The sequence below is a fragment of the Pseudomonas sp. BF-B-26 genome (genome assembly GCF_019956495.1).
Lineage (GTDB): Bacteria > Pseudomonadota > Gammaproteobacteria > Pseudomonadales > Pseudomonadaceae > Aquipseudomonas.
Genome location: NZ_JAHBDP010000112.1, coordinates 1 through 20,569, shown reverse-complemented (window position 1 = coordinate 20,569; position 20,569 = coordinate 1). Strand labels below are relative to the sequence as shown.

Below are 20,569 nucleotides of genomic sequence, written 5' to 3'. Positions count from 1 at the left end.
TTTGAATTACTGGTCGCTGAGCCCCAGCAGGCTGCGCGCGTATTGTTCCAGCGGCGGGCCCATCAGGTCTTCTGGCTTTTTGTCGTGGAACGTCAGTAAACCGCCACGACCCTTGATACGTGCAGTATCAATCAAATACTGGGTGCTGGTCTCGATCAACATGATCTGAATCACGCCGCCATCGATACCGAGGCGATCCAGGGCTTCCTGATCAAGCCACTCGTCCGAGTTGCCGATACGGTCATCAGACTTGGCGAACCGGGTATAGAGCAGGTAATGGGCACCGGCGGCACGAGCTTCGCCCATGGCTTGATCAAGACCTTCCGGGGCACGGGCGCGGCGGACCATGGGGAAGTATTCGACAAAGCCATCGAAGGCGACTTCGGCAATCACGTTAGGTCGTGGGTAGACAGTACTGCCTGGCGGCACAAAAGCGCCCTGGGCGATATAGACGAATGAATCCGGCTGGATGCGCAGGTTGTTCACACGGCGGCTGTCGCTATGGTCGAGCAGCCCCGCGTCGCTCATGTGGTAGCGAGTCCCTTCAGCCAGATCGCTGACATTCATGCAGCCACCAAGCGCCAAAACGGCCAGCAGCAAAACCAGGCTACGCATCCTACCCTCCAGAGGCCGGTGACGGAAAACCGGCGAATGGCCATGGGATGCAGCTTCCGCGCCAGCTCATACTCATCGTCACCTGATGGAATGCAATCGCGGGCAAGCCTTGCTCCTACGGTTTTGTATCGCTCACAAAATGGTGGTCGCCACCCAACCCGTAGGAGCAAGGCTTGCCCGCGATGAGGCCCGATCAGCCGCCAATGATTTTCATGATGGTCGCGCCACCGGAAAATGCCACTTCCTGCTTATCACCCAAGGCTTTCACCAAGAGTCTCTGCAAGGCAGGCAACGCTTGATGACGGGGCTTGTCCAGCAGGTCGCCGACATAGTGGCGGTTGCTCGACGACAGGCAGCCATGCAACCAGCCCGTGGAGGACAGACGCAGCCGCGAACAGGTGCGGCAGAAAGGAACGCTTTCGTTGGCGATAACGCCGAAGTAGCCCTGACCCGGAATCTGGTAACGCACGGCGGTGGCGTCTACTGGCGCATCGGCCTGAAGGTATTCGTAGCGCTCGCCGATCAGGCTGAGCAACTGCTGAAGGCTGACAAACTGCTGCAGGAAAGCATTCGAGTCGCTGGCCAGATGGCCCATGCGCATCAACTCGATGAAGCGAAGCTCATAGCCGCGCTCCAGACAGTAATCGAGTAGCGGCATCACTTGATCGAGGTTCTGCCCACGCAGCGGCACCATATTGACCTTGATCTTCAGGCCGGCGGCGCTGGCCTGATCCATACCGTCGAGCACAGTCGCCAGATCGCCGCCACGGGCAATGCTGCGAAAAGCGCTGGCATCCAGGGTATCGAGGGAAACGTTGATGCGACGAATGCCGGCATCCACCAGCAGTGGCAGCTTTTTCGCCAGCAGCTGACCGTTGGTGGTCAGGCTGATGTCCGCCAGGCCCATCTGCCCGACAGCGGTCATGAAGGTTTCGAGTTTGGGGCTGACCAGCGGCTCGCCGCCGGTGATGCGCAAACGCTCAATGCCGGCGGCTTCGATCAGATAGGCCACGCCACGCGCCATGGCCTCGGCCGACAATTCATCCTGCGCAGCGACCAATCGCTTGCCGTTGGGCACGCAGTAGGTACAAGCGTAATTGCAGGCTGAAGTCAGACTGATTCGCAAATTGCGAAAACGCCTGCCTTGACGGTCAACGATCATGGACTACTCCGGCGGAAGAATATTCGGACCACTAAAACTTGACTCACAAATCAAGTTTTAGCAAGTCCTATGCCTGAGTATATTCCTGCGGTACTGCACCACGTAGCGAAATCATGGCGCAATAAGGCAACTGAATGGTTCAGCTGCTCGGGGTGTCGGTATCGCGTTTGCGTTTGTTGCCCATGCGTACGCCGATGTCCATCAGGAACTGGAAGAAACCTTCCTGATCTTCCAGCACATTGCTCCAGAACGGCGAGTGATACAGCGCCACGGCGCCGTGCACCAGCGCCCAGGATGCGCAGTAATGGAAGTAAGGCGGAACGTCTTCGAGTTTGCCTTCGCTGATCCGGCCCTTGATCAGCAGGGTCAGACGTTCGAAGTTCGAGGCACGAATCTTGTGCAGCTCCTCGACCATCTCCGGCACCTGATTGCCCTTGACCACCTTTTCTTCCAGGCGATCGAACAACCGATAGCGTTGAGGGTCGCGCATGCGGAATTCGAAGTAGGCCCGGGACAGGGCTTCCTTGTCCTTGTCGACATCGGCCGAATGCAACAGCTCGTTCAAATCGCGTTCGTAATCGAGCATCAGGCGCAGATAGATCTCGGCCTTGGATTTGAAGTGCTTGTAGATCGTGCCTTTGCCGATACCGACGGCATCAGCAATCATCTCGACGGTGACACTGTCTTCACCTTGATCGAGGAACAGCTTGAGCGCGGTATCGAGAATTTCTTGCTCGCGGCGACGAAACTCACGGACCTTACGAGGTTCTTTATGCATAAGAAAAGGTCTGTAGGGGTCAAAATTCGAAGCCGCGTATTATGCCTAACTTGCGCAAAAATGCACGGATCATCCGACCATATATGTGTTTCTTGATGAATTCCGGCAGCCTCGCAGATGAATGAGAACTCAACCGAAGCGCCCGTATTCCAAATTTGTTTAAAAACCGGCGCCGGCAAACTGGACTCGGCGCAATACTGATCAATACTTCAACTGTCGGCGGGACATCTCCCCCAAGTGTTGCGCCGATATAGGTACCAACGGACCGCGTGCCTTTGTTTTACTCCTAATGGTCTTAACCCGGATTCACCCCCCAGAACCCGGGTTTTTTTTGCCTGCGATTTAACCTTTCACATGCGCCAGGGGAAACAGTCGCTTGAAATTCTCAGTGGTTTGCTCGGCAAACCGCTCGTAGGGCTCACCTCGCAACATTGCCAGAAATTCCGCTACGTCGCGCACGTACTGCGGCAGGTTCGGCTTGCCGCGATGAGGGATCGGCGCCAGGTAAGGCGAGTCGGTTTCCACCAGCAATCGGTCCGCCGGCACTTTACTGGCTACGTCACGCAGAGCATCGGCATTGCGGAAAGTGACAATCCCGGACAAGGAAATGTAATACCCCATGTCCAGCGCCGCTTTGGCCATGTCCCAGTCTTCGGTAAAGCAATGCAGCACGCCCGCCTGGGGCAGCGCGGCTTCACGCAGGAGGTTCAACGTATCGGCGCGGGCACCACGGGTGTGGATGATCACCGGTTTGCCCGTCTGCTGTGCCGCTTGCAGATGCAGGCGAAACGACTCCTGCTGCAACTCTGCCGCTTCTGGCTCGTAGTAATAATCCAGGCCCGTTTCACCGATCGCAACCACACGCGGGTGGTTGAGCTCGCGCAACAGCCAATCCAGTGCTGGCGCGGCGCCCGGTTGCACGTCCAGCGGATGCACGCCAACCGAACAGTCGACGTCGTCGTAACGTTCGGCCAGGGCTTTGACGTCGGCAGCATTCTCGACGCTGACGCCGATACACAGAAAGTGCCCTACCCCGCGCTGACGGGCCGCATCCAGAGCAGCATCCAGGGAGCCGTCGTGGGCGGCGAGGTCGAGGCGATCAAGGTGGCAATGGGAATCTACGAGCATAAAAGGGCTGCAACTTACATCGTATGAGTGGGACGGTCGGATTTCAGGGCTCCGGCCAGATGGGTTTCGATTCGACTGCGCGCGGTATTGTCGCCTTCGTTGAATTGTACGCCGACGCCGGCGGCCCGGTTGCCCTGCGCACCTTTGGGGGTGATCCACGTGACCTTGCCGGCGACCGGAATCTTCTCCGGCTCGTCCATCAGGTGCAACAGCATGAATACCTCATCGCCCAACTTGTAACTCTTGTTGGTCGGGATAAACAGGCCACCGTTCTTGATGAACGGCATGTAGGCCGCGTAAAGCACGGACTTGTCCTTGATCGTCAGGGACAAAATGCCGTTGCGCGGCCCCGGATTGACGAGTTCATTCATGCTGACCTCCGTTGCAGATGCTCAGAGTCTAGGCACAGTCGGTCACTTCTGGGTAGGCAAACCCACCCATTGCACCAACAGCGCCTCCAGCAACAACACCCGATTGAGGTTGGCTTTGCTCATCACTTTCTGGCGCTGGGCGAGAATCCAGTCCTGAATATTCAGGACTTTGTCCTGGCCGGCTTTCTGCGCCAGGTACTGAATCACCTTGCGCATGTCCGCCAGTCCCAGGCCCTCTTCGTCCTGGGTCAGCTGATAGCGCAGGATCAGGCTCGACCAGTCGCAGAACCAGTCGAACAGAAGCAACAGCGGAATCGCATTCCAGCCTTCGGCCAGTTGCGTCGGCGACTGTTGTTGCTTGAGCAACTTTTTCACGCCATCGACCACCAGCGCCCGCTGCTCGCGCACGCCCTGGGTCTGCAAGTTGACGGCGGCCAGTGGCGAACCGGCGGCCAGGGTCAGCAACTCGATGCGCTCTTCTTCCGAGCAATCCGGCAAAGCGTTCGCCAGCCATGCAAGACTCATGGCTTCGCTCGGCAGCGGACAGGCCTGCTGCTGGCAGCGACTCTTGATCGTCGGCAGCAAACGACTGGCCTGGTGACTGATCAGCAGCAACACGGTATCACCGGAAGGTTCTTCAAGACTTTTGAGCAAGGCGTTGGCGGCGTTGATGTTCATCGACTCGGCCGGCTCGATCAGCACCACTTTGCGACCGCCCATCTGTGCAGTCTGAACCACGAAGCTGACCAGATCACGAACCTGATCGACCTTGATCGCCTTATCGGCTTCTTCCGGCTCCAGAATGTAGTTGTCGGGGTGACTGCCGGCCTTGAGCAACAAGCAGGATTTGCATTCGCCGCAAGCATCGTGGGCGGCGCTCGGGCGCTGGCACAGCAAACTGGCCATCAAGCGCTCGGCGAGCGCGCGCTTGCCGATCCCGGCCGGGCCATGGAGCAGATAGGCGTGGGCATGTTGCTTGCGACCGGCCAAATGCTGCCAGAGACTGTCCTGCCACGGATAGGCTTCAGCCACGGGTCAACTCCAGCAGACGCGGCAGCAAGGCATCCAGTGCCTGCTGAACCTGCGCCAACGGCTGGGCGGCATCGACCAGGACATACCGCGCAGGATCCGCTTCAGCACGCTTGAGGAAAGCACTGCGCACCGCATCAAAAAAGGTTCGGCCTTCGAGTTCGAAGCGATCCAGGCGACCGCGAGCACTGGCGCGGGCCAGGCCCACTTCCACCGGCAGATCGAAAATCAACGTCAGGTCCGGACGCAGATCGCCCTGAACGAAGGTTTCCAGGGTCGCGATGCGCTCCAGCGACAGGCCGCGACCGCCCCCCTGATAGGCATAGGTCGAATCGGTAAAGCGATCACACAGGACCACCGCACCGCGGGCCAGTGCCGGACGAATCACCTCGGCCAGATGCTGGGCTCGCGCGGCGAACACCAACAGCAACTCGGTGTCGGGGTTCATGACTTCGTCAACCGGCGCCAGCAACACTTCGCGGATCCGCTCGGCCAACGGCGTGCCGCCTGGTTCGCGAGTCAGCACGACCTCGATACCCGCGGCGCGCAGGCGCTCGGCCAGGTATTCGCGATTGGTGCTCTTGCCGGCCCCTTCCGGGCCTTCCAGGGTAATAAACAAGCCAGTCACAGGCAGTCCTTAGTCAGAGTCATTGCGGGCTTTGCGGCGCGGCTGCATTCGGTTCGGGCGCGGCTGCGGGTTCTTGAGCGGGTGCTTGCGCCGGCTCCGGAGATGGCGACGGGTCAGGCGCTTGCGGCGCTTGCGGCTCTGGTGGCGCCGTCTTAGCAGTCTCTTGCGACGGCACTTGCGGCACAGCCTCGAGGACTGTGTCGGGCGAAGCCGCCGGAATCGGTGCCTGCTCATCCGCCGCCTCTGGCGCAGTGGTTGGCGCCGGACTGGAGCGATAGTCGGCACGGCGCTTGATCTGGAACTCACGCACAGCGTTATTGTGCGCGTCCAGATCATCGGAGAACACGTGGCTGCCATCACCACGCGCAACGAAATAGAGGCTATTGCCCGCCACCGGGTTCAGCGCTGCATGAATCGCTTCGCGGCCGACCATGGCGATCGGGGTCGGCGGCAGTCCCGAAATCACGTAGGTGTTGTACGGCGTCGGTTCCTTGAGGTGGGCGCGAGTCAATTTGCCGTTGTAACGATCACCGAGGCCGTAGATCACGGTCGGATCAGTCTGCAACAACATGCCCATTTCCATACGCCGTACAAACACGCCAGCGATTTGCCCGCGCTCCTGCGGCACACCGGTTTCCTTCTCCACCAGCGAGGCCATGATCAGCGCCTGATAGGGTTCGGTGTAAGGCACGTCAGCGGCGCGCTGGCTCCACTCCTTGGCGAGGACTTCATCAAGACGGTCGTAGGCTTTTTTCAGCAGCTCGACATCGGTCATGCCGCGCACGAAGCGGTAGGTGTCAGGGAAGAATCGCCCTTCCGGAAAAATCCCGCTGTGACCGAGTTTGTCCATCACCTCGCTATCACTCAAACCATCGAGGGTCTTTTCGAGTTTTTCATCCTTGGCCAGAGCAGCGCGGACCTGATGGAAATTCCAGCCCTCGACCAGAGTCAGGCTGTACTGAACCATTTCCCCGCGTTTCCACAGGTCAATCAAGCCTTCGACGGTCATGCCGGGCTGCATGCGGTACTCGCCCTTGTGCAACGGTTGCTTGGCGAGATTGAAGCGCCAATACACCCGCAGCCAGAAAGCGTCCTTGATGACGCCATCGGCTTCGAGTCGATAGAAGGTGCGGGTCGGTGTCGTGCCTTTGGGCACATCCAGCAGCTCTTCCTGGGTGATGTTCAGCGGCTGTTCCAGCGCCGAATGGATTTTCCAGGCAGAAGCGCCCAGACACAGCCCTGCCAGAACCAATCCGGTTTCCAGCAGCAGCAAGAATTTACGTCTCACGTATCAAGCATCCAGTAGCGCGCGGGCAATGGTTTGGAGTTTACGGGTGAGCGGACCAACCGGCCAGCTCAGTGCGGCATAGGCGCGCACCGGCCAAATGCCATACACGCTGTTGCAGACAAAGACTTCATCAGCCCATTGCAGCTGATCGAGGGTGATATCGGTGATTTGCGTGGGGATCCCCAATGACTCGGCTTGAAACAATAATTCGGCACGCATCACGCCGGCCACGCCGCAGCGCTTCAAATCAGCCGTGATCAGCACGCCATCGCGGATCAGGAACAGATTGCTGAACACGCCTTCAATGACGCGCCCGGCCTGATCGAGCATCAAGCCTTCGGCATGATCGGTGTCTTGCCATTCGGAGCGGGCGATAACCTGCTCAAGACGGTTCAGATGTTTGAGTCCGGCGAGCAGAGGCTGCCTGGAAAGCCGCGTCGCACAGGGGAACAGGCGAACGCCCTGCTCCGCATTGGCAGCAGGATAAACCGCAGGAGGGTTGCCCAGCATGATGCGGCGTGCCTGAGCCGAAGGATCGGGCGCATAGCCGCGCGCGCTTTCGCCACGCGTGACGATGAGCTTGAGCACACCTTCGCCCAACGCTTGGGCATAGGTCAGTAACTCTGTGCAGACAGCCGCATGATCGAGATTAATTGCCAAGCGCTGGCAACCCTTGACCAAACGCACCATATGCCGATCCAGCAGCACTGGACTGCCGTTGTGTACAGCGATGGTCTCGAACAGACCATCACCGTAAGCCAGGCCGCGATCCTTCAGCGACAAAGCGTCAGCCGGTTGACCGTCGACCCAGCTGTCCATCAGTCAGCGAACCGGCGGAATACCAGCGAGCCGTTGGTACCGCCAAACCCGAAGGAGTTGGACAGCACCACATCGATATCCATATTGCGCGCGGTATGCGGTACGAAATCGAGGTCACAACCTTCGTCCGGCTCATCAAGGTTGATGGTCGGCGGCGCTACCTGGCTGTTGATCGACAGCACACTGAAGATCGCCTCGACCGCGCCCGCAGCACCCAGCAGGTGACCGGTCATGGACTTGGTCGAACTGACCGCCAGTTTGTAAGCGTGATCGCCAAATACCGACTTGATCGCACGGGCTTCCGCAAGGTCGCCGGCCGACGTCGAGGTGCCGTGGGCGTTGATGTACTGAACCTGATCGCCATTGATCTTGGCATCGCGCAGCGCATTGGTGATGCAACGTGCAGCACCCGCGCCATCGGCCGGAGGCGAAGTCATGTGGTAGGCATCGCCACTGGTACCAAAGCCGATCAGCTCGGCGTAGATCGTCGCGCCACGGGCCTTGGCGTGTTCCAGTTCTTCCAGAACCAGAGCGCCGGCACCGTCGGACAGTACGAAGCCATCACGGCCCTTGTCCCATGGACGGCTGGCGCGGGTCGGTTCGTCGTTGCGGGTCGACAGCGCGCGCGAGGCACCGAAGCCGCCCATGCCCAGACCGCAAGCAGCCATTTCAGCGCCGCCGGCAATCATCACGTCGGCTTCGTCGTACATGATGTTGCGTGCCGCCATGCCGATGCAGTGCGTACCGGTGGTACACGCGGTGGCGATGGCGTAGTTAGGTCCCTGTGCGCCCAGATGGATGGACAGGAAACCGGAAATCATATTGATGATCGAGCCAGGCACGAAAAACGGAGAAATCCGTCGTGGGCCGGAATCATGCAGCGTGCGGCTGGTTTCTTCGATATTGGTCAGTCCGCCAATACCCGAACCCATGGCCACGCCGATGCGCTCACGGTTGGTGTCGGTGACTTCCAGACCGGCGTTACGAACTGCCTGAAAACCTGCGGCCAGACCGTATTGAATGAACAGGTCGAGCTTGCGAGCTTCCTTGACCGACAGGTATTCCTCGACATTGAAGCCCTTTACCGAGCCGCCAAAACGGGTGGAATAGGCAGAAAGGTCGGTGTGTTCGATCAGACCAATGCCACTGCGGCCAGCCAGAATGCCCTGCCAACTGCTCGGCACATCCGTGCCCAGTGGCGACAACATACCCATACCGGTGACTACGACGCGTCTACGCGACACAGCACTCTCCTTTTTTCAAATGACGACTTTGCATCAGGCCTAAAGGAAAAAACCGCACGCCGTGATGGCAGTGCGGTTTTTCCATGACAGCAAGCAACGATTACAAGCTATTAAGCCTGGTGGTTAGTAACGTAATCGATTGCAGCTTGTACAGTAGTGATCTTCTCAGCTTCTTCGTCAGGGATTTCGGTCTCGAATTCCTCTTCCAGAGCCATCACCAGCTCAACGGTGTCAAGGGAGTCGGCACCCAGGTCTTCAACGAAGGAAGCAGTGTTGACCACTTCTTCTTCTTTAACGCCCAGTTGCTCAGCAACGATTTTCTTGACGCGCTCTTCGATGGTGCTCATACCTTGTTTTCACTCCTAATGGACAAATTCAGGCAGCTGGCCAGTGGGTAAGTGTATAGAAAGACTTTTCAGTTTTTCAACTGAAAGCTTCACTCCTCAAACCCGACGACCCTCTGCCTATAAATAGATTGCAGCTTTATAACGGATTTTAGACAGCTCGTATGACATTTTTTTGAAGCGATCCGTCACATTTAACTCATGTACATCCCGCCGTTCACCGGGATTGTAGCCCCAGTAACGTAAGCCGCACCGTCGGATGCAAGAAAAGCGACCACAGACGCGATCTCTTGAGCTTGTCCCAGACGGCCCAGCGGAATCTGCGTCTGCAAGGCTTCACGCTGTGCCTCGGGCAGTTCGCGGGTCATATCGGTGTCGATGAACCCAGGGGCCACCGAGTTTACCGTAATCGAACGCGAACCGACTTCACGCGCCAGTGAACGGCTGAAACCTTCCAGACCGGCCTTGGCGGCTGCGTAGTTTACTTGGCCTGCGTTGCCCATGGCACCCACAACAGAGCCAATACTGATAATTCGTCCCCAACGGGCTTTGGTCATACCGCGCAAAACACCCTTGGACAGGCGGAACAGACTGTTCAGATTGGTATCGACGACGTCATGCCATTCGTCATTTTTCATGCGCATCATCAGATTATCGCGGGTGATACCGGCATTGTTGACCAGGATCGCCGGCGCACCGAACTGCGATGTAATGCTCGCCAGTACTGCCGCAACGGATTCGTCGCTGGTGACATTGAGTTCCAGGCCAGTGCCTTGAATCCCGTTTTCCGCCAGGGTTGCCGCAATGCGCTCGGCACCCGAGGCAGACGTCGCGGTGCCGATAACGATGGCGCCCTGACGACCCAGTTCCAGGGCGATAGCCTGGCCGATACCGCGGCTCGCGCCAGTGACCAGTGCAACTTTACCTTGCAGACTCATGCAGGCTTCTCCTGATTCAGGCCAACGCTGCGCGAGCGGCAGCGAAGGCGTCGGGGGTATTGAGATTGGATGTTGACACGCCTTCGGCGCAACGCTTGTTCAGGCCAGCCAGCACTTTGCCAGGGCCGCATTCGACCAACTGGGTAGCACCTTTGGCGGCCAGCGCCTGAACCGATTCGACCCAGCGTACAGGCTTGTAAAGCTGCTCGAGCAGATCGCGCTTGAGGGTTTCCAGATCGGCCGGCACAGTGGCGCTGACGTTCTGAACCACCGGAATCTGCGGCGCCTGCCAGTCGATCGCTGCGATCGACTCGGCGAAACGCTCGGCTGCCGGACGCATCAGCTCGCAATGGGACGGCACGCTGACCGGCAACGGCATGGCGCGCTTGGCACCACGAGCCTTGCAGCCTTCGATGGCACGCTCGACCGCTGCCTTGGCACCGGCGATGACCACCTGGCCAGGGGAGTTGAAGTTGACCGCACTGACCACTTCGCCTTGAGCCGCTTCGGCACAGGCTGCCAGCACATCAGCATCGTCCAGACCGAGAATGGCAGCCATGCCACCTTGCCCGGCCGGAACGGCTTCCTGCATCAACTGACCACGGCGTTCAACCAGCTTCACCGCGTCGCCCAGGCTCAGACTGCCTGCAGCGACCAGAGCGCTGTATTCGCCCAGGCTGTGACCGGCAACATAAGCCGGACGCGCGCCGCCTTCAGCCAGCCACAGACGCCACAAGGCAATCGAGGCGGTCAGAATGGCCGGCTGGGTTTTATCGGTTTGATTGAGTTGCTCTTCCGGCCCTTGCTGGGTCAGTGCCCACAAGTCGTAACCCAGAGCATCGGAAGCTTCTTTGAATGTTTCGAGGACAACCGGATGTTGTGCGCCCAACTCGGCCAGCATGCCGAGGGACTGCGAACCCTGTCCCGGAAAGACGAATGCGAGGGAAGCAGACATGTAACAAGCCCCTAATGATCTTGTCGTCGGAGAATTGACGTCCCGCTTGGGGACGCAAGAAACTGACAGTTGGATGGCAAATTGAACTGAGCGGTCACATTTAAGCATTGTCCGACGAAAACGCCTAAAGCAACAAATCCTCCAGGCGACCGTGAATACGTTCCGGCAGGTTTTCCTGGATCTCGATCAAGGCACGCTGAATCGCACTCTGGAAGCCCTGAACCCCCGCCGAACCATGGCTTTTCACTACAATCCCCTGCAACCCGAGGAAGCTTGCGCCATTATGCCGCGCAGGCGCCAGATCAGCCTGCAAGCGTTTCATCAGCGGCAATGCCAGAGCACCGACCACTTTCGACGCAAGGTTTTTCTTGAACAAGGCTTCGATGCGCGCGGCAATCATGGTCGCCAGGCCTTCGCTGGATTTGAGCAGGATATTGCCGACAAAACCGTCACAGACCACCACATCCGCCTCGCCACGGTACACACCGTCACCCTCGACAAAGCCGATGTAGTTGATACCACGAGCACTTTGCAACAATGTTGCAGCCAGCTTGACCTGCTGATTGCCCTTGATGTCTTCAGTGCCGATATTCAGTAGCGCCACTCGCGGACGAACGATGCCCAGGGTTTCCGCTGCCACCGACCCCATCACAGCGAACTGCAACAGATGCTCGGCGCTGCAATCGACATTGGCACCCAGGTCGAGCAACTGGCAATAACCCTTCTGCGTCGGAATCGCCGCCACCATCGCCGGCCGATCAATGCCCGGCAAGGTCTTGAGCACAAACCGCGACAGCGCCATCAGCGCACCGGTATTGCCGGCACTGACACAAGCCTGCACCTTGCCGTCTCGCAGCAACTCCAGCGCCACGCGCATCGACGAGTCGGGCTTGCCGCGCAGGGCCTGGGCAGGTTTTTCGTCCATGGTGATGACTTCGGACGCCGGCGCGATCGACAGGCGCGAGCGATCCACAGTCGATTGGCCAGAGAGCAATTCTTCAAGAAGGGAGGGTTGACCGACGAGGGTCAGGTGCAGCGAGGGCGTAGCAGACAGACAAGCAAGGCTGGCCTGAACAATGCTGCGGGGACCGAAGTCCCCGCCCATTGCGTCAATCGCGATGACTTGAGCAGACAAGTGATTACTCGTCAGCGCCCTTGTCGATCACTTTACGGCCACGGTATACGCCTTCTGGCGATACGTGGTGACGCAGGTGAATTTCACCGGTGGTTTTTTCTACAGACAGAGTGCTTGCCGTCAGGGCGTCGTGCGAACGACGCATGTCACGGGCAGAGCGGGATTTTTTGTTCTGCTGAACAGCCATAATTGATTAACTCCTAAACGTTTGGGTCACGCTTTAACTGCGCCAATACACTGAACGGGTTGGACCGCGTTACCTCGTCCTCGCTCGGTTCGGGCTCATCGAGACCCGCCGGCTGCTGGCATTCTTCCGGATGATGAGCAGGCACAATGGGCAAGGCGAGCAGAAGCTCCTCCTCGATCAGTGACTGCAGATCCAATGGATCTTCGCCCAGTTCCAGCACGTCATAACCTTTCGGCAACGACTGGGTATTCGCACCCTCCTTCACCACAGCATAACTGCATTCGCTATGGATCGGCAGGGTGACCAGCTCAAGACAACGCTGGCAAACCATTTTGACTTCGGTGTCGATAAAACTGTGGATTACCACAGACTTACGTTCATCTCGTTCAAAAACGAATTTAGCCTGCACCGTACCGACAGTGTCGGAAAGCGGGTCGCAGAGTCTCTCCAAATCGGCCAGCAGCATTTCACCTTGAAGGGTGGTGCCACGATCAGCCAATTTGCGCGGGTCAACGTGAGGTGGAATCGGGTCATTCAACATAGGCGCAGCATTATAGGGATGCCCCCAGCCATGTCAAAGGAAATTCAGCCCTGTCCGTCACTTGCAAGCCTCCGCTAGAATTCGCCCCTGCCTTTTGGAGATGCGCATGCTGCCTTTATTACTCGCTTCAAGCTCGGTTTATCGCCGGGAATTGCTGGCCCGCTTGCAGCTGCCGTTTACCTGCAGCTCGCCGGATATCGACGAAAGCCACCGATCGGGCGAGTCTGCCGTCGAGTTGGTCAAGCGCCTCGCCGAGGAAAAAGCACGCGCACTGGTCAGCAGTCACCCCGCTCACCTGATCATCGGCTCCGACCAGGTCGCCGTACTTGGCGATCGGATTATCGGCAAACCGCACACCTTCGAAAAAGCCCGCGAACAATTGCTGGCTTCGAGCGGCGCCAGTGTGACCTTCCTTACCGGCCTGGCGCTGCTCAACAGCCAGACGGGTGAATGCCAGGTCGACTGCGTGCCGTTCACCGTGCACATGCGCACGCTCGACGAGGTGTGCATCGAACGCTACCTGCGCGCTGAACAGCCCTACGACTGCGCTGGCAGCTTCAAAGCCGAAGGGTTGGGGGTGAGCCTGTTTCAAAGCACCGAAGGCTCTGACGCCACCAGCCTGATCGGCCTGCCATTGATTCGCCTGGTGGACATGTTACTGGCCGAAGGTGTGCAGATACCTTAAAGATCTTTTGACTTAAAAAAACCGGCAAAAGCCGGTTTTTTTATGCAGCCAGAAAATCAGCGCAAGGAAGGCCCCTGAAAGCCCATCCACATCGCCAGATGCTCAGCCACGCTGGCACCGAGTTTTTTCGAGAAGCGATCGAAGGGCGATTCCTGAACGGTGAAATCCACCAACTCTTTCTCGCCGATCACATCACGCGCCACCGAACTGGCATTCCCCAGACCATCGATCAGGCCCAGCGGCAGCGCTTGCTCGCCCGACCAGACCAACCCGGAGAACAACTCCGGATGCTCCTTGTCCTTGAGGCGGTCGCCACGACCTTTCTTGACGCTGCCGATGAACTGCTGATGAGTGGTATCGAGCACGCCCTGCCAGAACAGAGTTTCTTCAGGCTTCTGCGGCTGGAACGGATCGAGGAACGATTTGTGCTCGCCAGAGGTGTAAGTGCGACGCTCGACACCCAGCTTCTCCATCGTCCCGACAAAGCCATAACCGGCCGCCGTCACACCAATGGAACCCACCAGGCTCGCCTTGTCGGCGTAGATCTGATCCGCCGCACTGGCGATGTAGTAAGCACCGGAAGCACCCAAATCCGAGATCACCGCGTAAAGCTTGGTGTCCGGATGCAGGCCGCGCAAACGGCGGATCTCGTCATAGACGTAGCCCGACTGCACCGGACTGCCGCCCGGACTGTTGATTCGCAGGATGACACCCTTGACCTTTTCGTCCTCGAACGCTGCACGCAGACTGCCGACAATGTTGTCAGCGCTGGCAGGCTCCTTGTCGGCGATCATGCCGGTCACATCGATCAGCGCAGTGTAGTTGCCACTGCGGGTGGCAGCTTTTTCCATGTCCATCAAAGGCGAGAACAGGATCAACAAGCCAAACAGATACACAAAGGTCAACAGCTTGAAGAAGATCCCCCAGCGACGGGACCGGCGCTGCTCCTGCACGCTGGCCAGCAAGGTTTTTTCCAGCAGCTTCCAGCTTTTCTCGTCACCGCTCTCTGCGCTCGCCTTGGCGGGCGCTGTCCATTCGTCGGTCATGACATTTTCCCCAACAAAAACCTATTAAGCCCGCTGACTCAGCCAGGCACGCAATTCTGAAAAACGATTAATAGCCAGTACCGGCTCGAATAATTTCAACGCTTCGATCGATTGCGCACCATAGCTGACGGCCACCGAATCCATGCCGGCATTACGTGCCATCTGCAAGTCAAAGGACGAATCGCCCACCATCAGCGCCTGCTCCGGGCGAACCTCGCAGTGAGCGAGGATCTGCTCAAGCATCAACGGATGGGGTTTGCTGGCGGTTTCGTCGGCCGCGCGGGTGATATCGAAATAATCTTCCCAGCCGTGAGACTTCAGCACCCTATCCAGACCGCGACGAGCCTTGCCGGTCGCGACCGCCAAGTGATAACCCTCGGCACGAAACGCCTCCATCGACTCGACCACCCCTTCGAACAACGGCGAAGGCACGGCTTCCGAGGCGATGTAGTGATCAGCATAGTACTGACGGAAGGCCACCAGTTCGTCATCACCAATTTCCGGATACAACGTGCGAATCGCTTCCGGCAAGCCAAGACCGATGATGCCCTTGACGGAAAAATCATCGCGCAACTGAAAACCGGAGCGCTCGGACGCGATATGCATCGACTCGACAATCCGACCAATGGAGTCGGCGAGCGTGCCGTCCCAATCGAAAATCAGCAGCTTGTAATCAGATGGGTGCACTCAGGCGCTCCACGGTTTTGGCCCACATCTCGTCGACCGGCGCCTGCAACTTCAGCTCACCGCCATCAGGCAGCGGCACGGTCAGCAGGTAGGCGTGCAGGAACAGGCGCTTTCCGCCCAGGTCACGAATTTCTTTGCTGAAGCCTTCATCGCCGTACTTGGTGTCACCGGCGATGCAATGCCCGGCGTGCAGGGTGTGGACGCGGATCTGGTGAGTCCGGCCAGTAATCGGCTTGGCTTCGATCAGGGTGGCAAAGTCGCCGAAACGACGCAGGACCTTGAACACGGTCACCGACTCCTTGCCCTCCTCCTCGTCGACCTCGACCATACGCTCGCCGGAGCGCAGATTGCTTTTGCCGAGCGACGCCCGGACTTGCTTGATCGAGGCCGCCCAGTTGCCGCGAACCAGCGCCATGTAGCGCTTGTCGACGCCATCGCCGCGCAATGCCGTGTGCAAGTGACGCAGCATGCTGCGCTTCTTGGCGATCATCAGCAGGCCGGAGGTGTCACGGTCGAGACGGTGAACCAGCTCGAGCTCCTTGCAATCGGGACGCAACTGACGAAAGGCTTCGATCACCCCGTAAGTCAAGCCGCTGCCGCCGTGAACCGCGATACCGCAAGGCTTGTTGATCACGATCAACGCCTTGTCCTCGAACACAATCGAGGCTTCGAGGCGCTGCAGCAGGCCTTGGGCCAGTGGCACCGGCTCGTCACGCTCAGGCACGCGAACCGGCGGCACGCGCACGATATCGCCCGCCTGCAGCTTGTATTCGGGCTTGATCCGACCTTTGTTCACTCGCACTTCGCCTTTGCGCAAAATGCGGTAAATCAAGGTCTTGGGCACGCCTTTGAGCCGAGCGAGAAGGAAGTTATCAATACGTTGGCCGGCATATTCCGGCGAGACCTCCAGCAGTTGTACGGCTGGGGTCGAAGGGGCAGTAGTCGTCATGGTGCGGATGATAACAATTTTTTATGGAATTGAAGCACTTAATCATTGCTGCTATAGTCGCGAACGCCGCCAAAAGTGGCCTGGACAGCGGACTAACGGTCAAAAACCGGCCCTGACCAACGCAATTCACGAGGACGAGAGGCCGTCCTACGGGGCTTTCGCTACGAAACGGTAGAGTTCGCAGTTGTAACGAGCGCAGGTGACATGAGGCCTGAAGCATGCCGCAAAGCAGAGTTTTCACTCGCCTTGCGAGCAAATATTCACGGCCAGTTCACAAAGTGCAGTCAGCTACGAACAACCCCGAGCGAACGCTTCGGAAACAACGCCTAAATTAGCCATGATGCGTGACCTCCCCTTTCGGAGCTCACGGTAAATGCCAACCCGCTGCGGATTCTGCGCGCGGCAGCACCCGAATTATCAGGGATACGTGTAGGGTGGAGATGCACAACCGCTGGACTGTGTAGCAATAGGCTTTATCAAGACGCTTCATCTCGTCCACAGCCGCTGGTTGATTCCTCCTCCTGACTGAGTGCTTAAGTAGCCACAGCAAGCAGGACGCGTACGTCGCGACGCCGGCCCACATTGGCCGCCATCGCTAGACACTGGAGTGTCCAACCACTCCTGACGCACCTGACACCGACCATGAGAAGTCGTGTGTGCCGAACGCCGTTTCCGGCAGCCCGGAAACCGACGGTACTACATGAAAAGAATGCTGATTAACGCAACTCAACCCGAAGAGTTGCGTGTTGCACTGGTAGATGGCCAACGCCTCTACGACCTGGACATCGAATCCGGTGCACGCGAGCAGAAAAAGGCCAACATCTATAAAGGCCGGATTACTCGCATCGAACCAAGCCTTGAGGCTGCCTTTGTCGATTTCGGCTCTGAGCGCCACGGCTTCCTGCCCCTCAAAGAAATCTCCCGCGAATACTTCAAGAAAGCCCCCGAAGGCCGCGTCAATATCAAGGACGTCCTGAGCGAAGGCCAGGAAGTCATCGTTCAGGTCGAAAAAGAAGAACGTGGCAACAAGGGCGCAGCCCTGACCACCTTCATCAGCCTGGCCGGTCGTTACCTGGTTCTGATGCCGAACAACCCGCGTGCCGGCGGTATTTCCCGTCGCATCGAAGGTGAAGAGCGCAACGAACTGCGTGAAGCCCTGAACGGCCTGGTTGCTCCAGCCGACATGGGCCTGATCGTTCGCACTGCCGGCCTGGGCCGCAGCAGCGAAGAAATGCAGTGGGACCTCGACTACCTGCTGCAACTCTGGACCGCCATCAAAGAAGCCTCGCTGGATCGCTCCGCGCCGTTCCTGATCTACCAGGAAAGCAACGTGATCATCCGCGCCATCCGCGATTACCTGCGCCAGGACATCGGCGAAGTGCTGATCGACAGCGTTGAAGCCCAGGACGAAGCCCTGACCTTCATCCGCCAGGTGATGCCGCAGTACGCCAGCAAGATCAAGCTCTACGAAGACAGCGTTCCGCTGTTCAACCGTTTCCAGATCGAAAGCCAGATCGAGACCGCTTTCCAGCGCGTCGTTGAACTGCCTTCCGGTGGTTCCATCGTTATCGATCCGACCGAAGCCCTGGTGTCCATCGACATCAACTCGGCGCGCGCCACCAAAGGCAGCGACATCGAAGAAACCGCTCTGCAGACCAACCTTGAAGCCGCCGAAGAAATCGCCCGTCAGTTGCGCTTGCGCGACATCGGCGGCCTGATCGTCATCGACTTCATCGACATGACCCCTGCCAAGAACCAGCGCGCCGTGGAAGAGAAAGTCCGCGAATGCCTGGAAGCCGACCGCGCTCGCGTGCAAGTCGGTCGCATCTCGCGCTTCGGCCTGTTGGAAATGTCCCGTCAGCGCCTGCGTCCATCGCTGGGCGAAAGCAGCGGCATCGTTTGCCCGCGTTGCAACGGCACCGGCATCATCCGTGACGTTGAATCGCTGTCGCTGGCGATTCTGCGCCTGATCGAAGAAGAAGCCCTGAAAGACCGCACTGCCGAAGTTCGTGCCCAGGTGCCGATCCCGGTCGCCGCGTTCCTGCTCAACGAAAAACGCAACTCGATCACCAAGATAGAACTGCGCACCCGTGCCCGCATCGTCATTCTCCCGAACGATCACCTCGAAACGCCGCATTTCGAAGTGCAGCGTTTGCGCGATGACAGCCCGGAAGCCGCGGTCGGCCAGTCCAGCTACGAAATCGCTGCTGCCGCTGCCGAAGTCGAAGAAGTCCAGCCAGCCGCTGCGACCCGCACCCTGGTTCGCCAGGAAGCCGCGGTCAAGACAGCTCCGGCCCGCGCCAACGCTCCGGTTCCGACCGAAGTCGTCGCTGCCGCCCCAGTTGTCGCACCGGTCGCCGCGCCAGAGCCAAGCCTGTTCAAAGGCCTGGTGAAGTCGCTGGTCAGCCTGTTCGCGACCAAGGAAGAGCCTGCTGCTCCGGTGGTGGTTGAAAAACCGGCAACCACCGAGCGTCCGGCCCGCAACGAAGAGCGTCGCAACGGTCGTCAGCAGAGCCGCAACCGTAACGGTCGCCGCGATGAAGAACGCAAGCCTCGCGAGGAACGTGCACCGCGTGAAGAGCGCGCACCACGTGAGCCACGCGAAGCCCGCGAGGAAACGCCAGCAGTAACAGTCGCCCGCGAAGAACGCGCTCCACGTGAAGAGCGCGCACCACGCGCACCTCGTGAAGAACGTGCACCGCGCGCTCCTCGCGAAGATCGCAAGCCACGTGGCGATCGTGAAGAGCGTCCGGTTCGTGAACTGCGCGAGCCTCTGGATGCCGCTCCGGCCGCCGCTGCTACCGCTGCTGCCGTTGAAGAGCGTCCAGCTCGTCAGCCACGTGAAGAACGTGCTCCACGCCCACCGCGTGAAGAACGTCAGCCACGTGCCGAGCAAGCCCAAGCCGCTGCCGCTGCCGCTGTAGCTGAAGAAGAACTGGTTACCAACGAAGAGCAACTGCAGGAAGACGGTCAGGACGGCGCCGAAGGCGATCGCCCACGCCGCCGCTCCCGTGGCCAGCGTCGTCGCAGCAACCGTCGCGAGCGTCAACGCGATGCCAACGGTAACGTGATCGAAGGTTCGGAAGAATCCGAGTCCGCCGAAGGTAACGAAGCTGCTGAAACCAGCCAAGCGCCAAGCGCAGCCGATCTGGCCGCCGGCCTGGCTGTTACCGCAGCCGTTGCCAGCACCGTGATCAGCGCTCCAGCCGAAGCACAGGCTAACGAGCAAGCCGAACGCGCAACTGCCGCCACCCTGGAAACGGCTCCAGTGGAAGCGCCAGTGGTTGAAGCAACGACTCCGGTCGAAGCCACCGCCGCTCCGGAAATCGAAGTGGCCCCGGTTCGTGAAGCACAGCCTGTATTTGAAGCTGCCGCTGAGCCAGTGGTTGCCGCAGAGCCAGCTGCTGAAACAACCAGCGAAACAGTAACCGAAGCTGTCCGTGAAGTTCGCGAAGAGCAAACGGCGTTCAACTGGGTTGCCGAGCCACCTGTCGCCGAAGCGCCAGAAGCCGAGGCCATGGTGTCCGAGCCAGTGGTTGCTGCTGCCGAGCCTGCTCCGGTGGTTGAAGCGCCGGTTGTTGCCGAAGTGGCCGCACCGCAAGTCGAAGCCGCCCCTGTCAGCGCCCTGACGCCAAGTGGCCGTGCGCCGAACGACCCACGTGAAGTGCGTCGTCGCAAGCGTGAAGAGGAACGTCTGCAGAAGGAAGCCGAACTGGCTGCCGCTGCTGCTCCAACGGCTGTCGAACCAGCACCGGTTGTCGCTGAAGTCATCGAGGCAGCACCTGCCCCGGCTGCTGAAATCGCTGCTGCCGAACCCGCTGAATCAGTGATCGAAGAAGCACCGCGCTCCGTTCAGGAAGCGGTAGAGCAACACGAGCAAGCCCTGGAAAAAGAACACGAGCCTAAACCTCTCGTCTGATTCCATCGGCCACTAAAAAGCCCCGCCTGGTGATCCAGGCGGGGCTTTTTTTATGCCCGTAAATATCACCGTGATCCAATGTGGGAGCGGGCTTGCTCGCGAAAGCGGTTTCACATTCGAC

21 protein-coding genes are annotated in these 20,569 nt (G+C 59.0%); 2 read left to right on the top strand and 19 right to left on the bottom strand.

What is annotated here, in order from left to right; translation table 11 throughout:
- Positions 1 to 6 precede the first annotated feature (6 nt).
- The 16 genes from KGB03_RS25360 to KGB03_RS25285 all read right to left on the bottom strand — a co-directional run bounded on the left by KGB03_RS25360 (position 7) and on the right by KGB03_RS25285 (position 13,162).
- On the bottom strand, positions 7 to 615 hold the full coding sequence (locus tag KGB03_RS25360) for a DUF4823 domain-containing protein (RefSeq protein ID WP_033056964.1): 609 nt from the start codon (positions 613 to 615) through the stop codon (positions 7 to 9).
- A 193-nt stretch (positions 616 to 808) separates the two neighbouring features.
- Complete coding sequence (locus KGB03_RS25355) at positions 809 to 1,777, bottom strand: GTP 3',8-cyclase MoaA (protein ID WP_046049083.1); 969 nt, start codon at positions 1,775 to 1,777, stop codon at positions 809 to 811.
- 139 nt (positions 1,778 to 1,916) lie between these two features.
- Positions 1,917 to 2,555 carry a TetR/AcrR family transcriptional regulator gene (locus KGB03_RS25350; RefSeq protein WP_008152317.1) on the bottom strand — a complete coding sequence of 213 codons (639 nt, stop codon included), beginning with the start codon at positions 2,553 to 2,555 and terminating at the stop codon, positions 1,917 to 1,919.
- Between the two features lie 342 nt (positions 2,556 to 2,897).
- Entirely contained in the window at positions 2,898 to 3,683 is a 786-nt protein-coding gene (locus KGB03_RS25345; RefSeq protein WP_111451783.1) for a TatD family hydrolase, read from the bottom strand.
- 14 nt (positions 3,684 to 3,697) lie between these two features.
- On the bottom strand, positions 3,698 to 4,054 hold the full coding sequence (locus KGB03_RS25340) for a PilZ domain-containing protein (RefSeq protein ID WP_008152321.1): 357 nt from the start codon (positions 4,052 to 4,054) through the stop codon (positions 3,698 to 3,700).
- Between the two features lie 42 nt (positions 4,055 to 4,096).
- Complete coding sequence (locus KGB03_RS25335) at positions 4,097 to 5,086, bottom strand: DNA polymerase III subunit delta' (RefSeq protein WP_223529723.1); 990 nt, start codon at positions 5,084 to 5,086, stop codon at positions 4,097 to 4,099.
- Positions 5,079 to 5,711 (bottom strand): dTMP kinase, encoded by a 633-nt coding sequence (gene tmk / locus KGB03_RS25330; protein ID WP_223529721.1) that lies wholly within the window; start codon positions 5,709 to 5,711, stop codon positions 5,079 to 5,081. Before tmk ends, KGB03_RS25335 begins: the two co-directional genes overlap by 8 nt.
- Positions 5,712 to 5,730: 19 nt before the next feature.
- Complete coding sequence (gene mltG, locus KGB03_RS25325; RefSeq protein ID WP_223529718.1) at positions 5,731 to 6,999, bottom strand: endolytic transglycosylase MltG; 1,269 nt, start codon at positions 6,997 to 6,999, stop codon at positions 5,731 to 5,733.
- A 3-nt stretch (positions 7,000 to 7,002) separates the two neighbouring features.
- The gene (gene pabC, locus KGB03_RS25320) at positions 7,003 to 7,818 is read right to left on the bottom strand and encodes an aminodeoxychorismate lyase (RefSeq protein ID WP_111451779.1); all 816 of its coding nucleotides are present in this window, start codon (positions 7,816 to 7,818) and stop codon (positions 7,003 to 7,005) included.
- Complete coding sequence (gene fabF, locus KGB03_RS25315; RefSeq protein WP_218537671.1) at positions 7,818 to 9,062, bottom strand: beta-ketoacyl-ACP synthase II; 1,245 nt, start codon at positions 9,060 to 9,062, stop codon at positions 7,818 to 7,820. Before fabF ends, pabC begins: the two co-directional genes overlap by 1 nt.
- A 110-nt stretch (positions 9,063 to 9,172) precedes the next feature.
- Positions 9,173 to 9,409, bottom strand: a complete 237-nt coding sequence (gene acpP / locus KGB03_RS25310) for an acyl carrier protein (RefSeq protein ID WP_003442511.1) — start codon at positions 9,407 to 9,409, stop codon at positions 9,173 to 9,175.
- 191 nt (positions 9,410 to 9,600) lie between these two features.
- Positions 9,601 to 10,344, bottom strand: coding sequence for a 3-oxoacyl-ACP reductase FabG (gene fabG / locus KGB03_RS25305; RefSeq protein WP_111451777.1), 744 nt, complete (start codon positions 10,342 to 10,344; stop codon positions 9,601 to 9,603).
- Positions 10,345 to 10,360: 16 nt separating this feature from the next.
- The gene (gene fabD / locus KGB03_RS25300) at positions 10,361 to 11,299 is read right to left on the bottom strand and encodes an ACP S-malonyltransferase (RefSeq protein ID WP_008152335.1); all 939 of its coding nucleotides are present in this window, start codon (positions 11,297 to 11,299) and stop codon (positions 10,361 to 10,363) included.
- A 124-nt stretch (positions 11,300 to 11,423) separates the two neighbouring features.
- A complete protein-coding gene (gene plsX, locus KGB03_RS25295) occupies positions 11,424 to 12,434 on the bottom strand; it encodes a phosphate acyltransferase PlsX (RefSeq protein WP_223529711.1) in 1,011 nt (336 codons plus the stop codon).
- A 4-nt stretch (positions 12,435 to 12,438) separates the two neighbouring features.
- Positions 12,439 to 12,621 (bottom strand): 50S ribosomal protein L32, encoded by a 183-nt coding sequence (gene rpmF, locus KGB03_RS25290; protein WP_008152339.1) that lies wholly within the window; start codon positions 12,619 to 12,621, stop codon positions 12,439 to 12,441.
- A 13-nt stretch (positions 12,622 to 12,634) separates the two neighbouring features.
- A complete protein-coding gene (locus tag KGB03_RS25285) occupies positions 12,635 to 13,162 on the bottom strand; it encodes a YceD family protein (protein ID WP_008152342.1) in 528 nt (175 codons plus the stop codon).
- Positions 13,163 to 13,268: 106 nt separating this feature from the next.
- Here KGB03_RS25285 and KGB03_RS25280 point away from each other — a divergent pair, with 106 nt between their 5' ends.
- Positions 13,269 to 13,847, top strand: coding sequence for a Maf family protein (locus KGB03_RS25280; protein WP_223529703.1), 579 nt, complete (start codon positions 13,269 to 13,271; stop codon positions 13,845 to 13,847).
- Positions 13,848 to 13,903: 56 nt separating this feature from the next.
- Here KGB03_RS25280 and KGB03_RS25275 read toward each other — a convergent pair whose 3' ends face one another.
- From KGB03_RS25275 to rluC, 3 genes are read right to left on the bottom strand one after another with little or no spacing between them, the layout of a single operon-like run.
- Positions 13,904 to 14,893, bottom strand: coding sequence for a S49 family peptidase (locus KGB03_RS25275; protein WP_223529701.1), 990 nt, complete (start codon positions 14,891 to 14,893; stop codon positions 13,904 to 13,906).
- A 24-nt stretch (positions 14,894 to 14,917) separates the two neighbouring features.
- A complete protein-coding gene (locus KGB03_RS25270) occupies positions 14,918 to 15,580 on the bottom strand; it encodes an HAD-IA family hydrolase (protein ID WP_192411004.1) in 663 nt (220 codons plus the stop codon).
- Complete coding sequence (rluC, locus tag KGB03_RS25265; protein ID WP_008152351.1) at positions 15,567 to 16,529, bottom strand: 23S rRNA pseudouridine(955/2504/2580) synthase RluC; 963 nt, start codon at positions 16,527 to 16,529, stop codon at positions 15,567 to 15,569. Before rluC ends, KGB03_RS25270 begins: the two co-directional genes overlap by 14 nt.
- 700 nt (positions 16,530 to 17,229) lie before the next feature.
- On the opposite strand from rluC, the gene rne reads away from it, so the two are divergent.
- Positions 17,230 to 20,448, top strand: a complete 3,219-nt coding sequence (gene rne, locus KGB03_RS25260; RefSeq protein WP_223529699.1) for a ribonuclease E — start codon at positions 17,230 to 17,232, stop codon at positions 20,446 to 20,448.
- Positions 20,449 to 20,569: the final 121 nt, after the last annotated feature.

What these genes read in the sequence shown, in the direction of transcription:
- KGB03_RS25285 (WP_008152342.1), bottom strand. Translation starts at nt 13,162, where the DNA reads ATGTTGAATGACCCGATTCCACCTCACGTTGACCCGCGCAAATTGGCT.
- acpP (WP_003442511.1), bottom strand. Translation starts at nt 9,409, where the DNA reads ATGAGCACCATCGAAGAGCGCGTCAAGAAAATCGTTGCTGAGCAACTG.
- pabC (WP_111451779.1), bottom strand. Translation starts at nt 7,818, where the DNA reads ATGGACAGCTGGGTCGACGGTCAACCGGCTGACGCTTTGTCGCTGAAG.
- KGB03_RS25360 (WP_033056964.1), bottom strand. Translation starts at nt 615, where the DNA reads ATGCGTAGCCTGGTTTTGCTGCTGGCCGTTTTGGCGCTTGGTGGCTGC.
- KGB03_RS25345 (WP_111451783.1), bottom strand. Translation starts at nt 3,683, where the DNA reads ATGCTCGTAGATTCCCATTGCCACCTTGATCGCCTCGACCTCGCCGCC.
- KGB03_RS25340 (WP_008152321.1), bottom strand. Translation starts at nt 4,054, where the DNA reads ATGAATGAACTCGTCAATCCGGGGCCGCGCAACGGCATTTTGTCCCTG.
- KGB03_RS25350 (WP_008152317.1), bottom strand. Translation starts at nt 2,555, where the DNA reads ATGCATAAAGAACCTCGTAAGGTCCGTGAGTTTCGTCGCCGCGAGCAA.
- KGB03_RS25280 (WP_223529703.1), top strand. Translation starts at nt 13,269, where the DNA reads ATGCTGCCTTTATTACTCGCTTCAAGCTCGGTTTATCGCCGGGAATTG.
- KGB03_RS25275 (WP_223529701.1), bottom strand. Translation starts at nt 14,893, where the DNA reads ATGACCGACGAATGGACAGCGCCCGCCAAGGCGAGCGCAGAGAGCGGT.
- rluC (WP_008152351.1), bottom strand. Translation starts at nt 16,529, where the DNA reads ATGACGACTACTGCCCCTTCGACCCCAGCCGTACAACTGCTGGAGGTC.
- rne (WP_223529699.1), top strand. Translation starts at nt 17,230, where the DNA reads ATGAAAAGAATGCTGATTAACGCAACTCAACCCGAAGAGTTGCGTGTT.
- rpmF (WP_008152339.1), bottom strand. Translation starts at nt 12,621, where the DNA reads ATGGCTGTTCAGCAGAACAAAAAATCCCGCTCTGCCCGTGACATGCGT.
- fabG (WP_111451777.1), bottom strand. Translation starts at nt 10,344, where the DNA reads ATGAGTCTGCAAGGTAAAGTTGCACTGGTCACTGGCGCGAGCCGCGGT.
- fabD (WP_008152335.1), bottom strand. Translation starts at nt 11,299, where the DNA reads ATGTCTGCTTCCCTCGCATTCGTCTTTCCGGGACAGGGTTCGCAGTCC.
- KGB03_RS25355 (WP_046049083.1), bottom strand. Translation starts at nt 1,777, where the DNA reads ATGATCGTTGACCGTCAAGGCAGGCGTTTTCGCAATTTGCGAATCAGT.